This is a genomic window from Burkholderia sp. MSMB1459WGS, from assembly GCF_001534535.1.
GTDB lineage: Bacteria > Pseudomonadota > Gammaproteobacteria > Burkholderiales > Burkholderiaceae > Burkholderia.
This window is the reverse complement of sequence record NZ_LPMU01000037.1, coordinates 165,508-184,706: the sequence shown is the minus strand read 5'-3', so window position 1 is coordinate 184,706 and position 19,199 is coordinate 165,508. Positions and strand designations below refer to the sequence as shown.

General features: G+C 68.8%; 14 protein-coding genes. 11 read left to right on the top strand and 3 right to left on the bottom strand.

The annotated features are described in order from the left end of the window. Positions 1-133: 133 nt before the first annotated feature. A complete protein-coding gene (locus WT97_RS15160) occupies positions 134-613 on the top strand; it encodes a GNAT family N-acetyltransferase (protein WP_060032950.1) in 480 nt (159 codons plus the stop codon). 143 nt (positions 614-756) lie between these two features. Here WT97_RS15160 and WT97_RS15155 read toward each other — a convergent pair whose 3' ends face one another. After that, positions 757-3,810 (bottom strand): heavy metal translocating P-type ATPase, encoded by a 3,054-nt coding sequence (locus WT97_RS15155; protein ID WP_082751391.1) that lies wholly within the window; start codon positions 3,808-3,810, stop codon positions 757-759. A 468-nt stretch (positions 3,811-4,278) separates the two neighbouring features. Here WT97_RS15155 and WT97_RS15150 point away from each other — a divergent pair, with 468 nt between their 5' ends. Both WT97_RS15150 and WT97_RS15145 read left to right on the top strand, forming a co-directional pair. Continuing rightward, positions 4,279-5,715 (top strand): DUF1254 domain-containing protein, encoded by a 1,437-nt coding sequence (locus WT97_RS15150; protein ID WP_059499484.1) that lies wholly within the window; start codon positions 4,279-4,281, stop codon positions 5,713-5,715. A 151-nt stretch (positions 5,716-5,866) separates the two neighbouring features. Beyond that, the gene (locus WT97_RS15145; RefSeq protein WP_060353715.1) at positions 5,867-9,694 is read left to right on the top strand and encodes a DUF748 domain-containing protein; all 3,828 of its coding nucleotides are present in this window, start codon (positions 5,867-5,869) and stop codon (positions 9,692-9,694) included. A gap of 52 nt (positions 9,695-9,746) precedes the next feature. Here WT97_RS15145 and WT97_RS15140 read toward each other — a convergent pair whose 3' ends face one another. Next, positions 9,747-9,968 (bottom strand): hypothetical protein, encoded by a 222-nt coding sequence (locus tag WT97_RS15140; protein ID WP_011548933.1) that lies wholly within the window; start codon positions 9,966-9,968, stop codon positions 9,747-9,749. 251 nt (positions 9,969-10,219) lie between these two features. On the opposite strand from WT97_RS15140, the gene WT97_RS15135 reads away from it, so the two are divergent. Then, complete coding sequence (locus tag WT97_RS15135) at positions 10,220-11,896, top strand: alkaline phosphatase family protein (RefSeq protein ID WP_060032956.1); 1,677 nt, start codon at positions 10,220-10,222, stop codon at positions 11,894-11,896. A 78-nt stretch (positions 11,897-11,974) separates the two neighbouring features. Here WT97_RS15135 and WT97_RS15130 read toward each other — a convergent pair whose 3' ends face one another. Then, positions 11,975-12,892 (bottom strand): LysR substrate-binding domain-containing protein, encoded by a 918-nt coding sequence (locus WT97_RS15130; protein WP_059792817.1) that lies wholly within the window; start codon positions 12,890-12,892, stop codon positions 11,975-11,977. A gap of 162 nt (positions 12,893-13,054) precedes the next feature. On the opposite strand from WT97_RS15130, the gene WT97_RS15125 reads away from it, so the two are divergent. The 7 genes from WT97_RS15125 (at position 13,055) to WT97_RS15095 (ending at position 19,192) form a co-directional block, all read left to right on the top strand. Continuing rightward, positions 13,055-13,906, top strand: coding sequence for an ABC transporter permease (locus WT97_RS15125; protein ID WP_059499480.1), 852 nt, complete (start codon positions 13,055-13,057; stop codon positions 13,904-13,906). A gap of 7 nt (positions 13,907-13,913) precedes the next feature. Further along, positions 13,914-14,957 (top strand): ABC transporter ATP-binding protein, encoded by a 1,044-nt coding sequence (locus tag WT97_RS15120; RefSeq protein ID WP_059499479.1) that lies wholly within the window; start codon positions 13,914-13,916, stop codon positions 14,955-14,957. 26 nt (positions 14,958-14,983) lie between these two features. After that, positions 14,984-16,072 carry an extracellular solute-binding protein gene (locus WT97_RS15115; RefSeq protein WP_059499478.1) on the top strand — a complete coding sequence of 363 codons (1,089 nt, stop codon included), beginning with the start codon at positions 14,984-14,986 and terminating at the stop codon, positions 16,070-16,072. Between the two features lie 10 nt (positions 16,073-16,082). Beyond that, entirely contained in the window at positions 16,083-16,913 is an 831-nt protein-coding gene (locus WT97_RS15110) for an ABC transporter permease (protein WP_059499477.1), read from the top strand. A 61-nt stretch (positions 16,914-16,974) separates the two neighbouring features. Beyond that, positions 16,975-17,445 carry a TIGR00725 family protein gene (locus WT97_RS15105; RefSeq protein ID WP_156440259.1) on the top strand — a complete coding sequence of 157 codons (471 nt, stop codon included), beginning with the start codon at positions 16,975-16,977 and terminating at the stop codon, positions 17,443-17,445. A 122-nt stretch (positions 17,446-17,567) separates the two neighbouring features. Then, a complete protein-coding gene (locus tag WT97_RS15100; protein WP_059792823.1) occupies positions 17,568-17,762 on the top strand; it encodes a YqaE/Pmp3 family membrane protein in 195 nt (64 codons plus the stop codon). Between the two features lie 113 nt (positions 17,763-17,875). Then, a complete protein-coding gene (locus WT97_RS15095; protein WP_059499475.1) occupies positions 17,876-19,192 on the top strand; it encodes a type II toxin-antitoxin system HipA family toxin in 1,317 nt (438 codons plus the stop codon). Positions 19,193-19,199 lie beyond the last annotated feature (7 nt).

Sequence of the window (19,199 nt, the reverse complement as noted above, 5' to 3'; positions counted from 1 at the left end):
GATTCGCTGATTCGCTGATTCGGCGCGGCGTCCGCCGCACCAACCTGTCTGCCCGTTTCCCACCGCCGCGTCGCGCGCCGGTGCGCCCGTCCCGCTACACTGGAAGCTCGATTCCGTTCACGGCGACCGGGCCATGCTGCAGATGCGGCCGATGACGGCCGGCGAATTCCACGCGTACCGCACGCGAGCCATCGACGGCTACGCGGGCGATCTCGTTTCCTCCGGGCAAAATACTGTCGAAGACGCGGCCGATCGTGCGCGCGCCTGTTTCGACACGCTGCTGCCGGACGGCTTGCTGACCGCCGGCCAGACCCTCGTCACGCTCATCGACGGCGCCAGCGGCGATCCGGTGGGCGACCTCTGGTACGCGATCGTCCCCGAAGGGCCGAACCGTACACTGTTCATCTACGACCTCGACATCGTCCCGTCCCGGCGTCGCCAGGGCTGGGCCACGCGCGCGCTGGATGCGCTCGACGCCGAGGCACGCCGGTACGGCGTCACCGAGATCGGATTGTCGGTGTTCAATCACAACGCGGCGGCGCGTGCGCTGTATCGCGCGTGCGGCTTCGCGCCGATCACCACGACGTTGATCAAACCGGTCGTGTCGGACTGAATCCGCCAGCGCGCGATGCGTCGTGACATGCTGCCGGTTCCGCACGCCGTGTAGCCGGCCAACGTCGGCACGCTTCCCGCCCCTTCCTGCTGGCCGAGCGCCGACCGGCCTGTTCGATCGTCCGGCATTCACCGTCTGCCGCATCAACGCGCGTGGCCTTTCCATCTCCGCAGCAGCAACGCATTGGTCACGACGCTGACGCTGGAAAACGCCATCGCCGCGCCCGCGATCACCGGGTTCAGCCACCCGAGCGCCGCGAGCGGCACGCCGACCAGGTTGTACACGAACGCCCAGAACAGGTTCTGCTGGATCTTGCGGTACGTGCGCCTGGAGATATCGATCGCGTCGGCGACGAGCGCCGGGTCGCCGCGCATCAGCGTGATGCCGGCCGTGTGCATCGCGACGTCCGTGCCCGTCGCCATCGCGATGCCGACGTCCGCCGCGGCGAGCGCGGGCGCGTCGTTGATCCCGTCGCCGACCATCGCGACGACGCCGCCGTGCGTGCGCTTCAGCTCGGCGACGACGCGCGCCTTGTCGTCGGGCAATACCTGCGCGTGCACTTCGCCGATGCCGAGCGTCGCCGCGACGGCCGCCGCGCTGCCGCGGTTGTCGCCCGTCACGAGCGCGCTCGCGACGCCGCGCGCCGACAACGCCGCGATCGCGTCGCGGGCGCCCGGCTTCACGGTGTCGCCGAATGCGATCAGCGCGAGCACCGCGCGCGGCGCATCGGCACGCATTAGCCACGAGATCGTGTTGCCGGCGCCCTCGAGTTCCGCCGCACGGGCGTCGAGCGCCGGCGGTACCGCGATGTCGAGTTCGTCGCGCCAGCGCGTGCTGCCGAGCGCGAGCCGCTGCTCGCCGACGTGCGCTTCCACGCCGCGTCCGGCCACGGCGCGCGCGTCGGTCGCGACGACCGACCCGGCGGCGCCGCCCCGTGCGGCCACGTCCGCGTCATGCGCGGCAACCACCGCACGTGCGAGCGGATGATCGCTCTGGCGCTGCACGGCCGCCGCGAGCACGAGGGCTTCGTCGCGCGGCACGCCGACGGCGTCGAAGGCCGTCACGGACGGTTTGCCTTCGGTCAGCGTGCCGGTCTTGTCGAACGCGATCACGGTCGTGCGCTGCGCGAGCTCGAGCGCCTGCGCATCCTTGATCAGCACGCCGTGCCGGGCTGCGACGCCCGTGCCGGCCATGATCGCGGCGGGCGTCGCGAGACCGAGCGCGCACGGGCACGCGATCACGAGCACCGCGACCGCGTTGAGGATCGCGGTTTCCATCCCCGCGCCGGCGATCAGCCAGCCCACCAGCGTCAGCACGGCGATGCCGAGAATTGCCGGCACGAACACCTCGCTGACGCGATCGACGAGCCGCTGGATCGGCGCCTTCTCGGCCTGCGCGGATTCGACGAGGCGGATGATGCGCGCGAGCGTCGTTTCCGCACCGATCGCGGTGGTTTCGACGACGAGCGCGCCTTCGCCGTTGATCGAGCCGGCCGTGACGGCGTCGCCGTCGTCCTTCGGCACGGGCAGGCTTTCGCCGGTGATCAGCGATTCGTCGATGTGCGAGCGGCCCGACACGATCCGGCCGTCGACGGGCACGCGCTCGCCGGGCCGAATGCCGACGTGCGTGCCGACGCGCACCTGCGACAGCGGCACGTCGCGTTCGACGCCGTGCTCGACGACGCGCGCGCGATCGGGGCGCAGCGCGTTCAGCGCGCGGATCGCCTCGGTGGTCTGGCGCTTCGCGCGCGATTCGAGCCACTTGCCGAAGCGCACGAGCGTGACGATGACGGCCGACGCTTCGAAATACAGATGGCCGGGATGCGCGGGATTGCGCAGCAGCATCCACAGGCTCAGCCCGTACGCGGCCGACGTGCCGAGCGCGACGAGCAGGTCCATGTTGCCGGTGAGCGCCTTCACCGCATGCCAGGCCGCGCGGTAGAAGCGCGCGCCGAAACCGAACTGCACGATCGACGCGAGCACGAGTTGGAGCCACCCGGGCAGCATCAGGTCGATGCCGAACGGCGCGGCCAGCATCGGCGCGACGAGCGGCGCGCTCAGCACGGCGGCCCCGATCACCAGGTTGCGTTCGCGGATCGCGTCGCGGCGCTTGCGTGCGTCGGGGTCCTGCGCGGGGCTGGCCGGTCGTAAGTCGGCGCCGGTCGTTTCGCTGGTGGGTGAGGCGGCGGGAAGCGACGCACGGTAGCCGGCCGTGGTGACTGCCGCGATCAACGTGGCGGGATCGAGTGCGCCTGCGCCATGTACCGACGCGCGTTCGGTCGCGAGATTGACCGTCGCGCGCGCGACGCCCGGCACGGCGGCCAGCGCTTTTTCGACGCGGCCGGCGCAGGACGCGCAGGTCATGCCGCCGATGTCGAGTTCGACGTCTGCGACCGGGGAGGTGGCGGGAGGCGTGGAAACGGCAGCCGGCGTCGCGTCATAGCCGGCCTGTTTCACCGCTTCGGCAAGCTGCGCGGCGGAGACGTCGGCCGACGCATCGACCGTCGCGCGCTCGGTCGCGAGATTGACCGATGCGCGCGTGACGCCCGGCACCTTCGCGAGCGCCTTCTCGACGCGCGACACGCAGGACGCGCAGGTCATGCCGTCGATGTCGAGTTCGATGCTTGCGGGTGCGGCGGGCAAGGCAGTGGCAGCGGCTGGGACGGCGATGTCCGGCCCCGTCGGCGTTGCGTCATAGCCGGCCTGCTTCACGGCATCCGCCAATTGCGCGACGGACACGCCGGCCGTGGCATCGACCGTCGCACGCTCGGTCGCGAGATTGACCGATGCGCGCGTGACGCCCGGCACCTTCGCGAGCGCCTTTTCGACGCGCGACACGCAGGATGCGCAAGTCATGCCGTCGATGTCGAGTTCGATCGTCGCGGCGGCAGCCGGCGTCGGCGGCGTTGCGGGGAGGGGCGCGTGCGCCGAATGCGCGGCCGCGACGGTTTCAACCGCCGCTTCGCGCACCGCTGCGCGGTAGCCGGCCTCGCGGACGGCGTCCACGAGCCGATCGGGCTCGACCGTCTCCTGCGCGGTGACGGTTGCCGCATGCGCATCGAGATCGACCGCCACGCCGATGACGCCCGGCACGGCGGCCAGCGCGCGCTGCACGCGGCCGGTGCAGCCGCCGCAATGCATGCCGTCGACGCTCAGTTCGATCGTGTGCAGCGCTGCGGAGGCAAGTGGTTCAGTCATGTCGGATTCCCCAAAGGCGCGGTTCGTGCCGCGAATGGTTCCAGTATCAACATTCCCATGATGGTAAGGTCAAGCGTCGGCGACGATGCGACGCATGTCGATGCACACAGATTGTCACAATGCGGAAAAAGGCGATCGCCCCGGCTTCCGAACGGACAGCCGGTGCGCGCTGAGGCGCCAGGCTTGGCGCTCGCGAGGCGTTGACGGGTTGATACTCCCGGCGCAGTTCCAGATTTTTGCCGAATCCCGTGGACTATTTCGGATTTTTTGACGGTTCGGCTAGCGTTCTACCCGTTATTCGGCATATTGGGGGATGCCCTTAGGCGCTATGATACCGGCCTGACATCAGCGCCCACCGTTACGAATCGTAGCGAAACGGTCATCCGGGCACGCTGGGGTGCCTTGTTTTCGCCGTTCGCGAGGCGAACAGGGCGTTGACTGAAAAGAATGATATTCGGCCAGTAATCGATGATTGAAAACCAGCGAGAATCAGTTTCTCTGCGACGCGCGTGCGCGTCGCTGGCCATTGCGGCGTTGCTTGCAGGGTGCGCGTCGCAACCGGACGCGATCCAGCGGAAAACCGGCTGGATGCGTGCGGAAGTCGCCGACTCCTATATCTATGCGTATCCGCTCGTGTTGATGGACGTCGCGAAGGAAGCGGCGACGGGCGGCGACGGCGCGCAACCGGGGCAGGCCCCGCTCAACACGCTGCGCCACGCGCAGGCGCTGCCGCCCGTCGGCGCGGTCAATCCGCCGTTGCCGGGCGTGGACACGCTCGACTCGACCGGCTGGCTCGACGTCGCCGCCGAACCCGTGATCGTCACGCTGCCCGACACGCGCGGCCGCTACTGGGACGCGCGCGCGCTCGACATGTGGACGAACGTGCTGTGGTCGTCGTCGAGCGTGGCGGCGCGCGGCGCCCGTGGCGCCGGACGGTCGCAAACGATTGCTTTCGCCGCCAAGGACTGGCAGGGCACGCTGCCGAAGGGCGCGCTGCGCGTCGACGTGCCGTCCGCCAACGCGTGGCTCGAAGTGCGGCTGCAGACGAGCGGCGGGCGCGACCTGACGAACGTGAAGAAGCTGCAGCGCGCGATCCGCGTGGTGCCGCTGTCGGTTTACACGGGCGCCGAGCGAGGTGCGTCGGTCGCGGTCCATGCGGGCAGCGCGCCGTCCGAAGCGGTGGGCGGCGGCACGCCGGCCGAGCAGGTGGCCGCGCTCGACCCGAAGGCGTTCTTCACGCGCTTCGCGCAGGCGCTGCAGGACAATCCGGCGCCGGCCGACGACGCGCACGCCCAGGAATCGCTCGCCGATATCGGCGTGAAGGCCGGCTACCCGGTACTGTGGACGGGCGACCGTCTCACGGCCGCGACGGCCGGCATTGCCGAGGCGCGCGCGCGGCTCGCGACGCCGCCGTCGAACCTGCTGAGCGCGAACGGCTGGAACTGGATCGGCGACACGGCCGGCAAGTACGGCCAGGACTACGCGCTGCGCGCGTACGCGGCCTACACGCAGTTCGGCACCGCGACGCGCGACGACGAGACGCTCGCGATCACCCGCGTCGACAGCGACGGCCATCCGCTGAACGGCGCGAACCGCTACGTGCTGCATTTCGCGCCGGGCGCACTGCCGCCGGTGCGCGCGTTCTGGACGCTCACGCCGTACACGACCAACGGCGCGCTGCCCGACGTCGGGTCGGCGCGCCGCTCGCTCGGCGACCGCGACCGGCTGCGCCGCAACCACGACGGCTCGATCGACATCGTCGTGTCGGCGTCGCCGGGCGGCACGCATGCGGCCAACTGGCTGCCGGCGCCGCGTACCGATTTCGCGCTCGCGTTGCGCCTGTACGCGCCGAAGCCGCAGGCGAGCGACGGGTCGTGGATGCCGCCCGTCGTCGTCCGGAAATGAACGGTTGACTGCCGCCGTTGTCCGACCGGCGGGCGCGGCGGTGGCGCCCGACCTCCGTACCGTCACCTCCTGAGCCTATACTTTCGGGATAGCGTGCGCGGCCGCCCGGTTCTCCGGTGCGGCCCGTCATCCATTTCCGAGACATTCAAGCATGGCAAGCGCAGACAAAGAAACCATACCCTCGACCCTCCATGCCCTCGGTGGCGTTGCACGCTCGCGCCGGACCCGGCGTATCGGCATCGGCGTGCTGATCTTCGTCGTTTTATTCGGACTGCTCGGCTTCTTCGCGGCGCCACCGCTGATCCGCCATGTCGCCGAACAGCAACTGAGCAAGCAGCTCGACCGTCCGGCCACGATCCAGCGCATCGCACTGAACCCGTACACGCTGAACCTCGAAGCCGACGGCATCCACCTCGGCGAGCGCGGCGGCCAGGGCGACTTCATCGACATCGGCAAGCTCGTCGTGAGGCCGTCGTGGTCGTCGCTGTTCCGCGGCGCGCCGATCGTCAACGAAATCCGGCTCGATTCGCCGCGCTTTCATATCGTCCGCTACGACGCGCAGCGCTTTAACTTCACCGACCTGATCGAGAAGTTCTCGTCGCCGTCGCCGCAATCCGACAGCAAGCCGACGCAGTTCTCGGTGTCGAACATCCAGATCAACGACGGCCGGATCGACTTCGACGATCGCCTGCTGAACGAAAAGCACGTTGTCGACAACTGGACGCTCGGCATTCCGTACATCGCGACGCTGGCCTCGAAGACCGACATCTTCGTCGAGCCGAAGCTGCGCGCGCGCTTCGACGGCAGCCCGCTCTCGATCGACGGCAAGACCAAGCCGTTCGCGCAGTCGCGCGAATCGGAGATCGCGCTGAAGTTCGACCGCCTCGACGTGCCGAAGCTGATCTCGTACGTGCCGGCGAAGCTGCCGGTGGCCGTGACGAGCGGCCTGCTGAGCAGCGACCTCACGGTCAATTTCGTGATGAGCGGCGAGACGCCCGCGCTGCGCGTGTCGGGTACCGTCGACCTGAACGACGCGAAGGTGACCGACCGCGCGTCGGCGCCGCTGTTCGCCGCGCGCGGCGTGCACGTCGCGGCGGCTGGCCTCGAGCCGCTGCGCAACGCGATGCACTTCGACGAGATCCGGATCGACCAGCCGGTGGTCGACCTGTCGCGCGACAAGCAGGGCGTGCTGAACGTCGAGAAGCTCGTCGCGCAGCCGGCCGCCGCACCGAAATCCGAAGCCGGCAAGCCGGCCGCGTCGGCCGTCGCCGTTTCCGGCGCTTCCGGCGCCACCGTCGCCGCGGCCAGCGCCGCCAGCGCCGCGAAGGCCGAAGGCAGCGCCGCCGCGAAGGCAGCGCCGCCGCTCGACCTGACGATCCGTCATTTCGCGATCGACGGCGGCACGATCAACGTCGACGACCGCGTGCCGGCGACGCCGACCGCGATGTCGCTGACGAAGCTCGCCGCGACGCTCGACGGCTTCTCGCTGCAGGGCAAGACACCCGCGAAATACACGCTGTCGACGTCGCTGTCGCGCGGCGGCGACGTGACGGCCGAAGGCGCGTTCAATCTCGCCGCGAAGCAGGCCGACACGAAGCTGACGGTCGCCGCGCTCGCGCTGCCGGCGCTGCAGCCGTACCTGGGCGAGGCGACGCGCGCGCGCGTGCTCGACGGCACGCTCGGCGCGACCGTCAACGCGAAGACCGACTGGGGCAAGACGCCGCTCGCCGCGGAAGTCGCGGACAGCACGATCAGCCTGAAGTCGCTGAAGATCGCCGCGCCGAACGACAAGGCGCCCGCGATCGCGCTGCCCGACGCGAGCGCGAAGATCGCGAAGGTCGACGTCGCCGCACGCACCGCCGAGATCGCGAGCGTCGACGCGAGCGGGCTCGCGCTCGACGTGAAGCGCCTGAAGGACGGCAAGATCGACCTCGCGGCGCTGGCCGAACCCGCGCAGGCGGCGGTGCCGCAGCGCACGGTCGCGCGCAAGGCCCAGGCCGCCGCGCCGTCGTGGCACTACCGGATCGATGCGCTGAACGTGAAGGACGCGTCCGCGAACTTCACCGACCTGTCGACGCCGCGCCCGGTGAAGCTGGCGATCAAGCCGCTGGAGCTGTCGGTGCAGAAGGTGAGCGACGACCTGACGAAGCCGCTGCCCGTGCAACTGAAGGCGACGCTGAACCGCAAGGGCTCGCTGAACGTGTCGGGCGATGTGACCGCGCAGCCGCTGAAGGTCGGCCTGAAGATCAACGGTAACCGCCTCGACGCGGCCGCGTTCGAGCCGTACTTCGGCAGCGCGCTGAACGCGACGATCGCGAGCGCGCTGCTCAACGCGCAAGGCAACCTGACGTTCGCGCAGGTGAAGGACACGCCGCGCGCGACCTATCGCGGCGACGTCGCGCTGGTCGACGTGCGGATGCTCGACAAGGCGACCTCCGACCCGTTCGCAGGGTGGCGCTCGCTCGCGCTGTCGAACCTGAAGGCGAACTACGACGAGAAGGGCACCGACGTCGACGCCGCGCGCGTGACGTTCTCGAACTTCTACGGTCGCGTGCTGCTCGACGCGCAGGGGCGCCTGAACCTGAAGGACGTGGTCGCGAAGGAGTCGGGCCCCGCGCAGTCGCTCACGCGCGACGCGAGCAAGGGCGAGCCGGTGCCGCTGTCGCCGGGCGTGACGCCGCCGGCCGCTGCGCAGGCCGCATCGGCCGCGGCCGCGCAGCAGGCGTCCATGCCGGCCGCCGCGTCGGCGACGGTGGTCGTGAAGGCCGCGCCGCAGCCGCAGAATCCGGTGCGGATGCACTTCGGCGAACTGCTGCTGCAGAACGGTCGCGTCACGTACACGGACAACTTCATCAAGCCGAACTACACGGCGAACCTCGTCGCGATCAAGGGCACGATCGGCGCGTTCGGCACGGATTCGACGACGTCCGCGCCGGTCGACGTCGCCGCGAACCTCGCGGGCAACGGGCCGATCTCGATCAAGGGCTCGGTGAACCCGCTGATCGAGAAACCGGCGCTCGACCTCACGGCGACCGCGCACGACATCGAGCTGACCAACCTGACGCCATATTCGGCGAAGTACGCGGGCTACCCGATCACGAAGGGCAAGCTCAACGTCGATCTGCACTACCAGCTCGCGAACGACCAGCTGTCGGCGAACAACCACATCTTCATCGATCAGCTCACGTTCGGCGATCGTGTCGAGAACGACACGGCGACGAAGCTGCCGGTGAAGCTCGCGATTTCGCTGCTGAAGAACACGCGCGGCCAGATCGACGTGAACCTGCCGGTGTCGGGCTCGCTGTCGAATCCGGAGTTCAGCGTCGGCGGGCTGATCTGGCACGCGGTGTTGAACCTGATCGCGAAAGCCGTCACGTCGCCGTTCACGCTGCTCGCGAATGCGTTCGGCGGCAGCGGCGGCGAGGATCTCGGCTACGTCGAGTTCGCGCCGGGTTCGTACGAGCTGACCGGCGCGCAGCAGAAGAAGCTCGACACCGTCGTGAAGATGCTGACCGAGAAGCCGTCGATCCGCCTCGACCTGATCGGCCGCGTCGATCCGGCGCAGGACACGCCGGGGCTGCGCGACGCGTACGTCGAGCGGCTGGTGCGCCAGCAGAAGCTGAAGGACGTGGTCGGCCAGGGCGAGAGCGTCGATCCGATGTCGGTGAAGGTCGACAAGGCCGAATACTCGAAGTACCTGACGCGCGCGTACAAGGCCGCCGATTTCAAGAAACCGCGCAACCTCGTCGGCTTGCAGAAGACGCTGCCCGATGCGGACATGAAGCAGGCGCTCGCCGATCACGCGCCGGCCGACGACAACGCGCTGCGTGCGCTCGCGCAGCAGCGCGCGCAGGTCGTGCGCCAGTATCTCGACGGCAAGATCGACTCGAGCCGCATGTTCGTCGTCGCGCCGAAGCTCGACGCGAAGGGCATCTCGGACAAGGGCGCGACGACCCGCGTCGACTTCGGGCTGCAGTAAGCGTTGTCGCCCTCCGCCGCCGCGCCCGCACCCGCCGGGCGCGGCGGTTTTGTCAGCGCCCGGCGATCGCCGGTTCGCGCTTGTCCAGTTCCTTCCTCGCGGCCAGCGGCAGACGCGCGTCGTCCCACTGCGTCAGCCATTCGACTTCCTTCGCGGTGAACACCTGTCCGTAGTTGCGCAATGCGTACTGCAGCGCGTCGACGACGTGATGGCGAATGATTTCGGGGGTACGTGCATCGTCCAGCACGAACCGGAGAGCTTCCAGGGTTGACATAGTCGTGCTCCGGGTCAGGGAAAACCCTTTATCACACGCCAATAGTCGTGGGCCAAGCCGAAAAAAAATCCGGCCGTGCGGGCCGGCGCACGCCAAGGCCGCGTATTGCGACTGCTTCGTGTCATTTGCGATTGGTTACGTTTGACAGAGAACAGAAAGCCCCGCTTCATCCGACCGCCGCACGACCCGGCGATATTTTGCGCGCCTGACGGCAAGTCGCGTAGTTCAACATCAATCGGTGAGGTGGGGTGATGATTTCCAGGTTCATCAAGCAACGGAAAGTGGCGGTGATGGTGGCGGCTGCGCTGGCGCTCGCCAGCGCGGGCGCGCATGCGGCGCAACAGGACGGCAACGCTCACGGCGAGGGCAACGGGCGGGCGAGCCGCGTCGTGAAGCACGTGCTGCTGCTGAGCATCGACGGCCTGCACGAACAGGATCTCGCGCGCTGCATCGGTGCGAATACGTGCCCGAACATTGCGGTGCTCGCGAAGAGCGGCGTGACGTACGCGAATGCGTACACGCCGGGCCTGTCGGATTCGTTCCCGGGCCTCGCCGCGCTCGTGACGGGCGGCTCGCCGAAGACGGCCGGCCTGTTCTACGACGTGTCGTACGACCGCAACCTGTACGCGCCGAGCGACACGACGTGCTCGGGCAAGCAGGGCTGGAACGTCGTGTTCGACGAGACGGCCGGCATCGATGCGTTCAACGGCGGCGCGCTCGTGCACCTCGACGGCGGCGGCGCGTTCAATCCGCAGGCGATCCCGCATGCGAAGGTCAACGGCCAGTGCGTGCCGGTCTACCCGCACAACTACGTGAAGACCAACACGGTGTTCGAGGCCGTGAAGGCCGGCGTGCCGAATGCGCACACCGCATGGGCCGACAAGCATGCATGGGGCTACGACTGGCTGAACGGCCCGTCGGGCACTGGCGTCGACGACCTGATGCGCACCGAGATCAATTCGATCGACCCGGCGACCAACACCGCCTATACCGACGTCTACTCGCACACCGCGCGCTTCGACAACCTGCACGTGCAGGCGCTGATCAACCAGATCGGCGGCCGCGATTCGACCGGCACGAAGAACGCGCCGGTGCCGACGCTGTTCGGCGCGAACTTCCAGACGCTGAGCGTCGCGCAGAAGGCGCCGGTCGCGAAGGGCGGCGGCTATCTCGATGCCGATTTCACGCCGAACGGGCAGGTCGCGAACGCGATCACGTACGTCGACGACGCGATCGGCCATGTCGTCGCGGCGCTGAAGCAGGCCAACCTGTACACGTCGACGGCCGTGATCGTCACGGCGAAGCACGGCCAGTCGCCGACCGATCACACGAAGCTCGTGAAGAACGGCGACACGCTGACGAAGCTGCTCGAAGCGAACAACTTCATCGACCCGAACGGCAACTTCGGCCAGAACAACACGGCGACGGGCAACCTGAACGACGGTTCGGGCCTGGTCGGCACGGGCTTCGTGCAGACCGACGACGTCGGGCTGATCTGGCTGCGCGATCGCAGCCAGCGCACGGCGGTCGTCCAGACGCTGAAGGCGAACCTCGGCTGCAACGCGCCGGGGATCTGCGCGGACGGCCCGCAGGCGTACGTGTTGTACGGCGCGGCGCTGGCCGACCGCTTCGGCGATCCGGCCAACGGCCGCACGCCGGACATCGTCGTCCAGCCGAATCCTGGCGTGATCTACACGTCGAGCACGAAGAAGGACGAGGAGCACGGCGGCAACGCGCCGGACGACAGCCACCTCGGCCTGCTCGTGTCGTATCCGGGCCTGCATCGTGCGCGCACGGTGAACGATCTCGTCGGCACGAAGCAGGTCGCGCCGACGATCCTCGCGCTGCTCGGCGCCGACCCGCGCCTGCTGCAGGCGGTCGTGGCCGAGAATACGCGCGTGCTGCCGGGGCTCGGTATCGGGCGTTGACGGTGTATGCCGGATGCCGACGTCGCGCGGTGTCCGGCAACGGGCGCGTGCCGCCGCAGGCGGTGCGCGCCGTTCGTTTCAGGGCGGCGGCGTGCCGTCTTGCGCGCGCCCGGCTTCGTCCAGCATCCATGCCCTGAAACGCCGCAACGCATCGCTCGTGTCGAGACGCTCCGGCGCGTAGCACAGGTAGTGTCCCTGCGCGTCCACGTCGACCGGCGCGTCGAACGGCTCGACCAGCGTGCCCGCAGCGAGATTGTCGAGAATCAGGAAGCGCGGCACGAGGGCGATCCCGAGCCCGGCCTGGGCCGCCTGAATCAGCACCGAATATTGCTCGAAGCGCGGCCCGGCCAGCGCGTTCATTTGCGACGCGCGATGACGTTCCGCCCAGGCGGACCACGCGATCTCCGCCTGTTCGTGCACGAGGCGCGGCGCCGCCGCTGCATCGGCAGGCCCATGCAGCGCATGCCGGTCGGCGAATTCGCGCGAGCAGACCGGCACGAAGGTCCGCCCGCCGAGATAGTCGCTTCGCACGCCTTCCCATCCGCCGTCGCCGTAGCGGATCGCCGCGTCGAGCCCGAACGGAAACACGTCGCCGGGCGCGAGATGACGGCGAAAGCTCAGCGTGACGCCCGGCGCGGCGGCGAGAAAGCGCGTGAGCCGCGGCAACAGCCACTTCGTCGTGAAGGTCGGCACGCTCGCGATCGTCAGCAGGTCGCTGTTCTCGCGGGCGCTCAGCAGCTCGATCGACGCGTTGCCGATTTCGCGCAGCGGGCCGACGACGCGCGCGTGATACACCTGGCCGGCACGGGTGAGCGCGAGGCCGCGCCCCTCGCGCACGAACAGCTTCACGCCGAACAGCGCCTCGAGGTTCGCGATCTGCCGGCTGACCGCGCTCGGCGTCAGGCCCAGTTCGCGGGCCGCGTAGGAGAAGTTCAGGTACTTCGCGGACGTGGCGAATGCATGCAGTTCCGCCACGTTCGGATACAGGTGCTTCATGGCGAGCTGTTCCGTCCTTGCACAGGTCGATGCGCGCTTTTTACGTTTTTTTCATGACGATGCCATGTCGGAACCGCACACTGCGCCGGCTTCGACAACGCATGCGGGCCTCGTCCGGCGGGCGTTGGGCGAGGATTTTTCCGATCGTCAGCGAGTGTGTTCATGCCTGCGTCAACCGCCCCGGCCGTGGCCGACGGTATTCCGATTCGTCGTAACAAACCGGCCCGGCCGCCCGTCGGGCGCCTGCTGCTGCAGGCGCTGCTCGCGGCGTTCGCGCTCTACCTGCTGTTGCCGATCGCCTTGCTGCTGATCGGCGCGGTGGGCGAATCGTGGACGAACACGTTGCTGCCCGCCGGCGTCACCGGGCACTGGTTCGCCGACCTGGCTGCGAACCGTAGCTTCACCCGCGCGTTCGGCGTGAGCTTCATCGTCGCGCTGGCGTGCTGCGCGCTCAACGCGGTGATCGGCCTGCCGCTCGCGTATGCGCTGCATCATCGCGCGCAGGCCGGCGGCGGGTTCGCGACGCGCGTCGTGATGCTGATGCCGGTCGCGGTGCCGGCGCTGACGCTCGGCTTCGGCTACATCGCGATCTTCAGCGGCGACGCGCTGCCGTGGCTCGGCACGTTGCCGCTGATGATCGCGGCGCATGCGGTGCTGACGCTGCCGTATCTGCTGCAGACGCTGCTCGGCGACCTGCGCCACCTCGGCCTCGCGCGGCTCGAGGCCTGCGCGGCGACGCTCGGTGCGACGCCGCTGCGCCAGTTCGTCACGATCGTGCTGCCGAACCTGCGCCATAGCCTGTTTTCCGGGCTCGTGATGGTGGCCGCACTGTCAATCGGCGAATTCCAGATCTCGAACCTGATCGCCGGCTTCCGCTACCGGAACTATCCGATCGTGTTGCTGCAGGCGTTCTACGGCGCGACGGGGATGGCGTGCGCCGCCACCGTCGTGCTGCTCGTGCTCGCCGTGCTGGCGACGCTCGTGTCCGTCGGCACCGTGCAACGTCTGAAGTGAGTCATCCATGAGCCTCGAATTCGAACACGTCAGCTTCCAGTATCCGGGCGCCCGCCATGGCGTCGAGGACATCACGCTGTCCGCCGCGCAGGGCGAACTGCTTGCGGTGATGGGGCGCAGCGGGTCCGGCAAATCCACGCTGCTGCGGCTCGCGGCCGGGCTGCTCGACGGCTGGCGTGGCCGCATCGCGATCGGCGGCGACGACGTGGCCGGCGTGCCCGTGTGGCGGCGCGAAGTGGGGATGGTGTTCCAGCACTACGCGCTGTTCCCGAACCTGTCGGTGGTCGACAACGTCGCGTACGGGCTGCGGATGCGCGGCGTCGCGGCCGACGTCCGGCGCCGCCGCGCGCTCGACATGCTCGAGCGGGTCGGGTTGTCGGCGCACGCGACGCGCGGCATCGCGATGCTGTCCGGCGGACAGCAGCAGCGCGTCGCGCTTGCGCGGGCGCTCGTGATCGAGCCGAAGCTGCTGCTGCTCGACGAGCCGCTGGCGGCGCTCGATGCAGGCATCCGTCATCAGCTGCGCGACGAGATCCGGGCACTGCAGCGCGCATGCGGCGCGACGACGCTGTTCGTCACGCACGACCAGGACGAAGCGTTGAGCATGGCCGACCGCGTCGCGATCGTCGACGGCGGTCGCGTGCTTCAGTCCGGCACGCCGCGCGACCTGTACGAACGTCCGGCGACCGCCCAGGTCGCGCGCTTCGTCGGGCATTCGACGCTGCTGCGCGGCCGCGTGCTCGCGCACGGCGAAATCGACGTGCGCTTCGCGACGCTGCGCGCGGAAACGGGCGCGCATCGGCCGGGGACGGAGATCGCGGTGCTGGTGCGGCCCGAGCACGTGCAGGCCGATCCGCCGGCGCAGAGCGCGAATCGCATCGAAGGGCGTCGCGGGGACGTGCGTTACTTCGGCGCAACGCAGCGCTACGACTTCATTCCGGACGGCTCGGCCGACGTGCTGCTGTGCGAAGGGCGAGAGCCCGCCGCGCGCAGCATCGCGATCGACCCGCGCCATCTGCTCGTGCTGCCGGCATCGCCGGATGCGCGCTGATTTCTTTCGTTCAACGGAGATTCACGATGTTTGCAGGCTCCTCTCTTGTGAAGGCCATGCGCGCCCGCGTGCTGGCGCTGGGCGCGCTGGTGGCGCTTTCCTGCGCGGCGGCGCAGGCCGCGCCGCTGTATCCGGGCGAAGACGCGCTGTACGCGAAGGCGGCCGACGAAGGGCTCGTCGTGTCGTTCGATACCGGCCCCGAATGGGCGAACTGGAAGGCGCTGTTCGCCGAGTTCCGCAAGCGCTACCCGAAGGTCGAGATCACCTACAACGACATCGGCTCGGCCGCGACCGTCGTCGCGCTCGACAAGTCGCGCCGCCGCCCGCAGGCCGATACCGCGTACTACTTCGCCGCGTCGGCGCTCGACGCCGCAGGCAAGGACGTCGTCGCGCCGTTCAAGCCCGTCAACTTCGACAGGCTGCCGGGCGTGTTCCGAGCGACCGACGCCCGCTGGTTCGCCGTGCATTCGCTGAACATCGCGTTCCTCGTCAACCGGAAGCTCGTCAAGAACGTACCGCAGCGCTGGTCCGACCTGCTGAAGCCCGAGTACCGCAACGCGGTGGTCTATCTCGACCCGCGCTCGACCGGGCAGGGCCAGGTCGCGGTGTTCGCGGCCGCGTATGCGAACGGCGGCAGCGTCGAGAATCCGAAGCCGGGCGCCGACTTCTTCGGCAAGCTGAAGCAGGCCGGCAACGTGCTGCGCGTGGAAGGCACGACGCCGTACGCGAAGTTCGTGAAGGGCGAGATTCCGATCCTGATCGGCTACGAGAACGACGGCCTCAAGGCGAAGTACGCGGACGGCATGGGCGACGCGGCCGACGTCGTGATTCCGCAGGACGGCAGCGTGTCGGCGCCCTACGCGATGAGTCTCGTGAAGAACGGCCCGAATCCGTCCGCCGCGCAGCTCTGGCTCAACCTCGTGATGAGCGACGTCGGGCAGGCGCTGTTCGCGCAAGGCTACGTGCGTCCGGCGGTGCCGGGCACGCCGGTCGCGCCGGAAGTCGCGGCGAAGCTGCCGAACGCGCCGCAGGTGCGCCCGCTCGATGTCGCGAAGGCGGCGGCGCGCAAGGCCGAGGTCGACCAACTCTGGTCGCAGGCCACGCTCGGCCAGTAAGGGGCGAGGGATGCAGGCTTCCTTACCCGAACGCGGCGTGCTGCGCCGCTTCGGCGCGCTTCCTGCGGCGGCATTGCTTGCCGTGTGCTTCGTGCTGCCGCTGGCCGCGCTCGTCGACGCGGCATGCGCGGGCGGCGGCCGCGCGTTCGCGGCGGTGTGGCGCGATCCGCTCGTCGCCGATGCGATCGTGCGCTCGCTGGCGCTGGCTGCAGGCGCCGGCACGCTGTCGGTCGCCGTCGGCGTGCCGGTCGCGTTCGCGCTGGCCGGACAGTCGCCGGCCCGTCGTCACTGGTCGCTCGCGTTGCTCGGCGTGCCGCTGGCGTTTTCCGGGCTGGTGATCGCGTACGGCTTCATCCTCGCGTTCGGCCGCTCAGGCTTCGTGACCACGCTGCTGGCCGCGCTGGGCGCCGATCCGACCGTGATCGGCGGCGCGATCTACACGATGCCGGGACTCGCGGTCGCCTATGCGTATTACCTGATCCCGCGCGTCGCGCTGATGATCTACCCCACGCTCGCGAATCTCGACCGGCGGCCGCTCGAGGCGGCGCTTACGCTCGGCGCGCGGCCCTGGCGCGCGTGGCTCGACGTCGCGTGGCGCGAGCTGTGGCCGTCGGTCGCATCCGCATGGTGCCTCGTGACCGCGATCGCGCTCGGCACGTACGGCACGGCGCTGGCGCTGGCCGGCACGCAGATCAACATCCTGCCGCTGCTGATGTATTTGAAGCTGTCGGACGGGCAAACCGATTTCTCGCAGGCGGCTGTGCTGTCGATCGGGCTGACGGCCATCTGTACCTGCGTTCTGGCACTGGGGGAAGGCCTTGTTCGCCAACGACGTCATTGAATGCGCGTGGTCCGAACCGGCCCGCGACGCGCTCGCGCGACTGGCGCAACGGCAACGCGGCATGCACCGGCACCGGATGCCGGTCGGTGTGATCGGCCCGCGCGACGCGACCGATGAACAGATGCGGGTCGCGGAACGGATCGCGCACGCGGTGGCGGCCACGGGTATCGCGCTCGTCGGCGGCGGCAAGCAGGGCGTGATGGAGGCCGCCGCGCGAGGCGCGCATGCGGCCGGCGGCTGCGCGATCGGGCTGTTGCCCGAAGACGACGCCGCGCTGGCGAATCCGTACCTGAGCGTCGCGTTGCCGACGGGGCTCGGCATCACGCGCAATGCGCTGGTCGCACGCGCGTCGGTGTGCCTGATCGCGGTCGGCGGCGGGCTCGGCACGCTGTCCGAAATCGCGCTCGGGTTGCAGTGGGGCAAGCCGGTGTTCACGATTTGCGGTGCACCGCAGGTCGCGGGCGTCGAGTGCTTCGACGACGCGAATCCGCTCGTCCTGCGCGTCGCGCAGTGGCTGGCCGATTCGGCGTAGCGCGGGCGCATCGGTACGACGCTTCGCCCGGTGCGCGTCGCGCCCGGGCTTGAAACGGCGTGCGCAACCCGCCATATTGGCCGGGTATCGCCCGTTCAACGACGTACTCAAAAGGACCGCTCATGCGCCTTCTGCTTGCCCTGCTGCTCCCGTGGTTCCAGTTCTTCACGATCGGCCGCCCGATCGCCGGGGTGATCTGCCTGCTCCTGCAACTCACGATCATCGGCTGGCTGCCGGCCGCGATCTGGTCGGTGTACGCGCTGAGCCAGTACAAGACCGATCGCAAGATCGAGGCGGCGCTGACCCGCAGAAGCTGATTCAAGATTGCGCCTGCCCAGGCGTGCTCGACAAAGAAGGTTGGCATTTCGGTAGAAAAATATATACTTTACTTGCTGGTCGTCTAGTAATTTATATATATTTCTTCCAGAAAATGAGCGCGTCCTGCACGATCCAACTCCATGCCGACGGTGCCTGGCACGATATCGGCGTCGTCACCCTGTTCGGCGACCCCGGGGAAGGTTGGCGCGCGCGTGCTTATACCGGGTACGACGTCGAGTGGGCCATTCGGCATCGGCCTGCCCGCGACGCGCATGCGATGACGTGCCGTTTTCCGGTTGGCCTCGAGCCACTGGAGACACCGCATTGGCCTGTTTTCCTGATCGATCTGTTGCCGCAAGGCTTCGGCCGCGAGGAACTGTTGCGCCGCCTCGGTTTGCCGGAAACGGCAGAGGAGCATGCCGACTGGCCGCTGCTGCTCGCGGGGGCCGGTAATTCGATCGGAAATCTGCGTGTCAGGGAGGCGGCGCAATGGCTTGCCGAGCATCAGGGGCCGCGGCAAGGCTTTACCGACGAGGAGGTGGTCGCGCGAGGCGACGCGTTCAGCGAATATCTTGCCGCGCACGGATTCTTCGTTGCGGGCTCTTCGGGTGTGCAGGGCGAGTGGCCGAAGCTGCTGCTGACCCGCGCGGACGACGGGCTGCTCTATCTCGATCACACGCTGCCGGACGAGCGCGCGGTCGAGCATTACATCGTCAAGTTCGGACGCGGCACGAACGCACGCCTTGCGCAGATCCTGCGTCACGAAGCGCCCTACATGTCATTGGCCCAGCGTCTCGGCTTGCGCGTGCATGCACCGCTGGTGCTGCGCGACCGCTCGCTCTTCATTCGGCGTTTCGATCGTGCGCGTGTGGGCGGTCGCGTTGTCCGGCTCGCTCAGGAAAGCGTTGCTTCGTTGACGGGCAACGCCGGCTTCGGTGTCGTGCCGAGCCATGACGAGGTATGCCGGCATCTCGTGCGTCAATGCACGAATCCCCAGGCCGAGGTGGCTGAATACCTGTGCCGCGACGTCGCGAATCTCGCGTTGGGCAACAAGGATAACCATGCGCGAAACACCGCGTTACAGCGCGATTTCGACGGCCGCATCGCGCTGACACCGCTCTACGACTTTGCACCGATGTATCTGCATCCGGACGGCATTGCGAGGCGTATTCGTTGGGAAGGAAATGACGGCGGCCGGCCGGACTGGGCGCGCGTGCTTGATGCGGTCGTTCGGTCTAGCGAGCCGCGGGCGGGCGAGACGCATGTCGCGCTGGACCGTGCTGCATTGCAGGCGCGGCTGAGTGCGATGGCGCCGCGTTTGCAGGAAATCGCCGATCATGGCGCCGGGCTCGGATTGGAGGACGATGTGCATGCGTTCCTGAGGCCTGGACTCGAGCGGCTCGCCGGTGAACTGGATGCGCTGGGTTAGGCGGAGG

What these genes read in the sequence shown, in the direction of transcription:
- WT97_RS15145 (WP_060353715.1), top strand. Translation starts at nt 5,867, where the DNA reads ATGGCAAGCGCAGACAAAGAAACCATACCCTCGACCCTCCATGCCCTC.
- WT97_RS15155 (WP_082751391.1), bottom strand. Translation starts at nt 3,810, where the DNA reads ATGACTGAACCACTTGCCTCCGCAGCGCTGCACACGATCGAACTGAGC.
- WT97_RS15130 (WP_059792817.1), bottom strand. Translation starts at nt 12,892, where the DNA reads ATGAAGCACCTGTATCCGAACGTGGCGGAACTGCATGCATTCGCCACG.
- WT97_RS15100 (WP_059792823.1), top strand. Translation starts at nt 17,568, where the DNA reads ATGCGCCTTCTGCTTGCCCTGCTGCTCCCGTGGTTCCAGTTCTTCACG.
- WT97_RS15140 (WP_011548933.1), bottom strand. Translation starts at nt 9,968, where the DNA reads ATGTCAACCCTGGAAGCTCTCCGGTTCGTGCTGGACGATGCACGTACC.
- WT97_RS15160 (WP_060032950.1), top strand. Translation starts at nt 134, where the DNA reads ATGCTGCAGATGCGGCCGATGACGGCCGGCGAATTCCACGCGTACCGC.
- WT97_RS15105 (WP_156440259.1), top strand. Translation starts at nt 16,975, where the DNA reads ATGCACCGGCACCGGATGCCGGTCGGTGTGATCGGCCCGCGCGACGCG.
- WT97_RS15150 (WP_059499484.1), top strand. Translation starts at nt 4,279, where the DNA reads ATGATTGAAAACCAGCGAGAATCAGTTTCTCTGCGACGCGCGTGCGCG.
- WT97_RS15125 (WP_059499480.1), top strand. Translation starts at nt 13,055, where the DNA reads ATGCCTGCGTCAACCGCCCCGGCCGTGGCCGACGGTATTCCGATTCGT.
- WT97_RS15135 (WP_060032956.1), top strand. Translation starts at nt 10,220, where the DNA reads ATGATTTCCAGGTTCATCAAGCAACGGAAAGTGGCGGTGATGGTGGCG.
- WT97_RS15115 (WP_059499478.1), top strand. Translation starts at nt 14,984, where the DNA reads ATGTTTGCAGGCTCCTCTCTTGTGAAGGCCATGCGCGCCCGCGTGCTG.
- WT97_RS15110 (WP_059499477.1), top strand. Translation starts at nt 16,083, where the DNA reads ATGCAGGCTTCCTTACCCGAACGCGGCGTGCTGCGCCGCTTCGGCGCG.
- WT97_RS15120 (WP_059499479.1), top strand. Translation starts at nt 13,914, where the DNA reads ATGAGCCTCGAATTCGAACACGTCAGCTTCCAGTATCCGGGCGCCCGC.
- WT97_RS15095 (WP_059499475.1), top strand. Translation starts at nt 17,876, where the DNA reads ATGAGCGCGTCCTGCACGATCCAACTCCATGCCGACGGTGCCTGGCAC.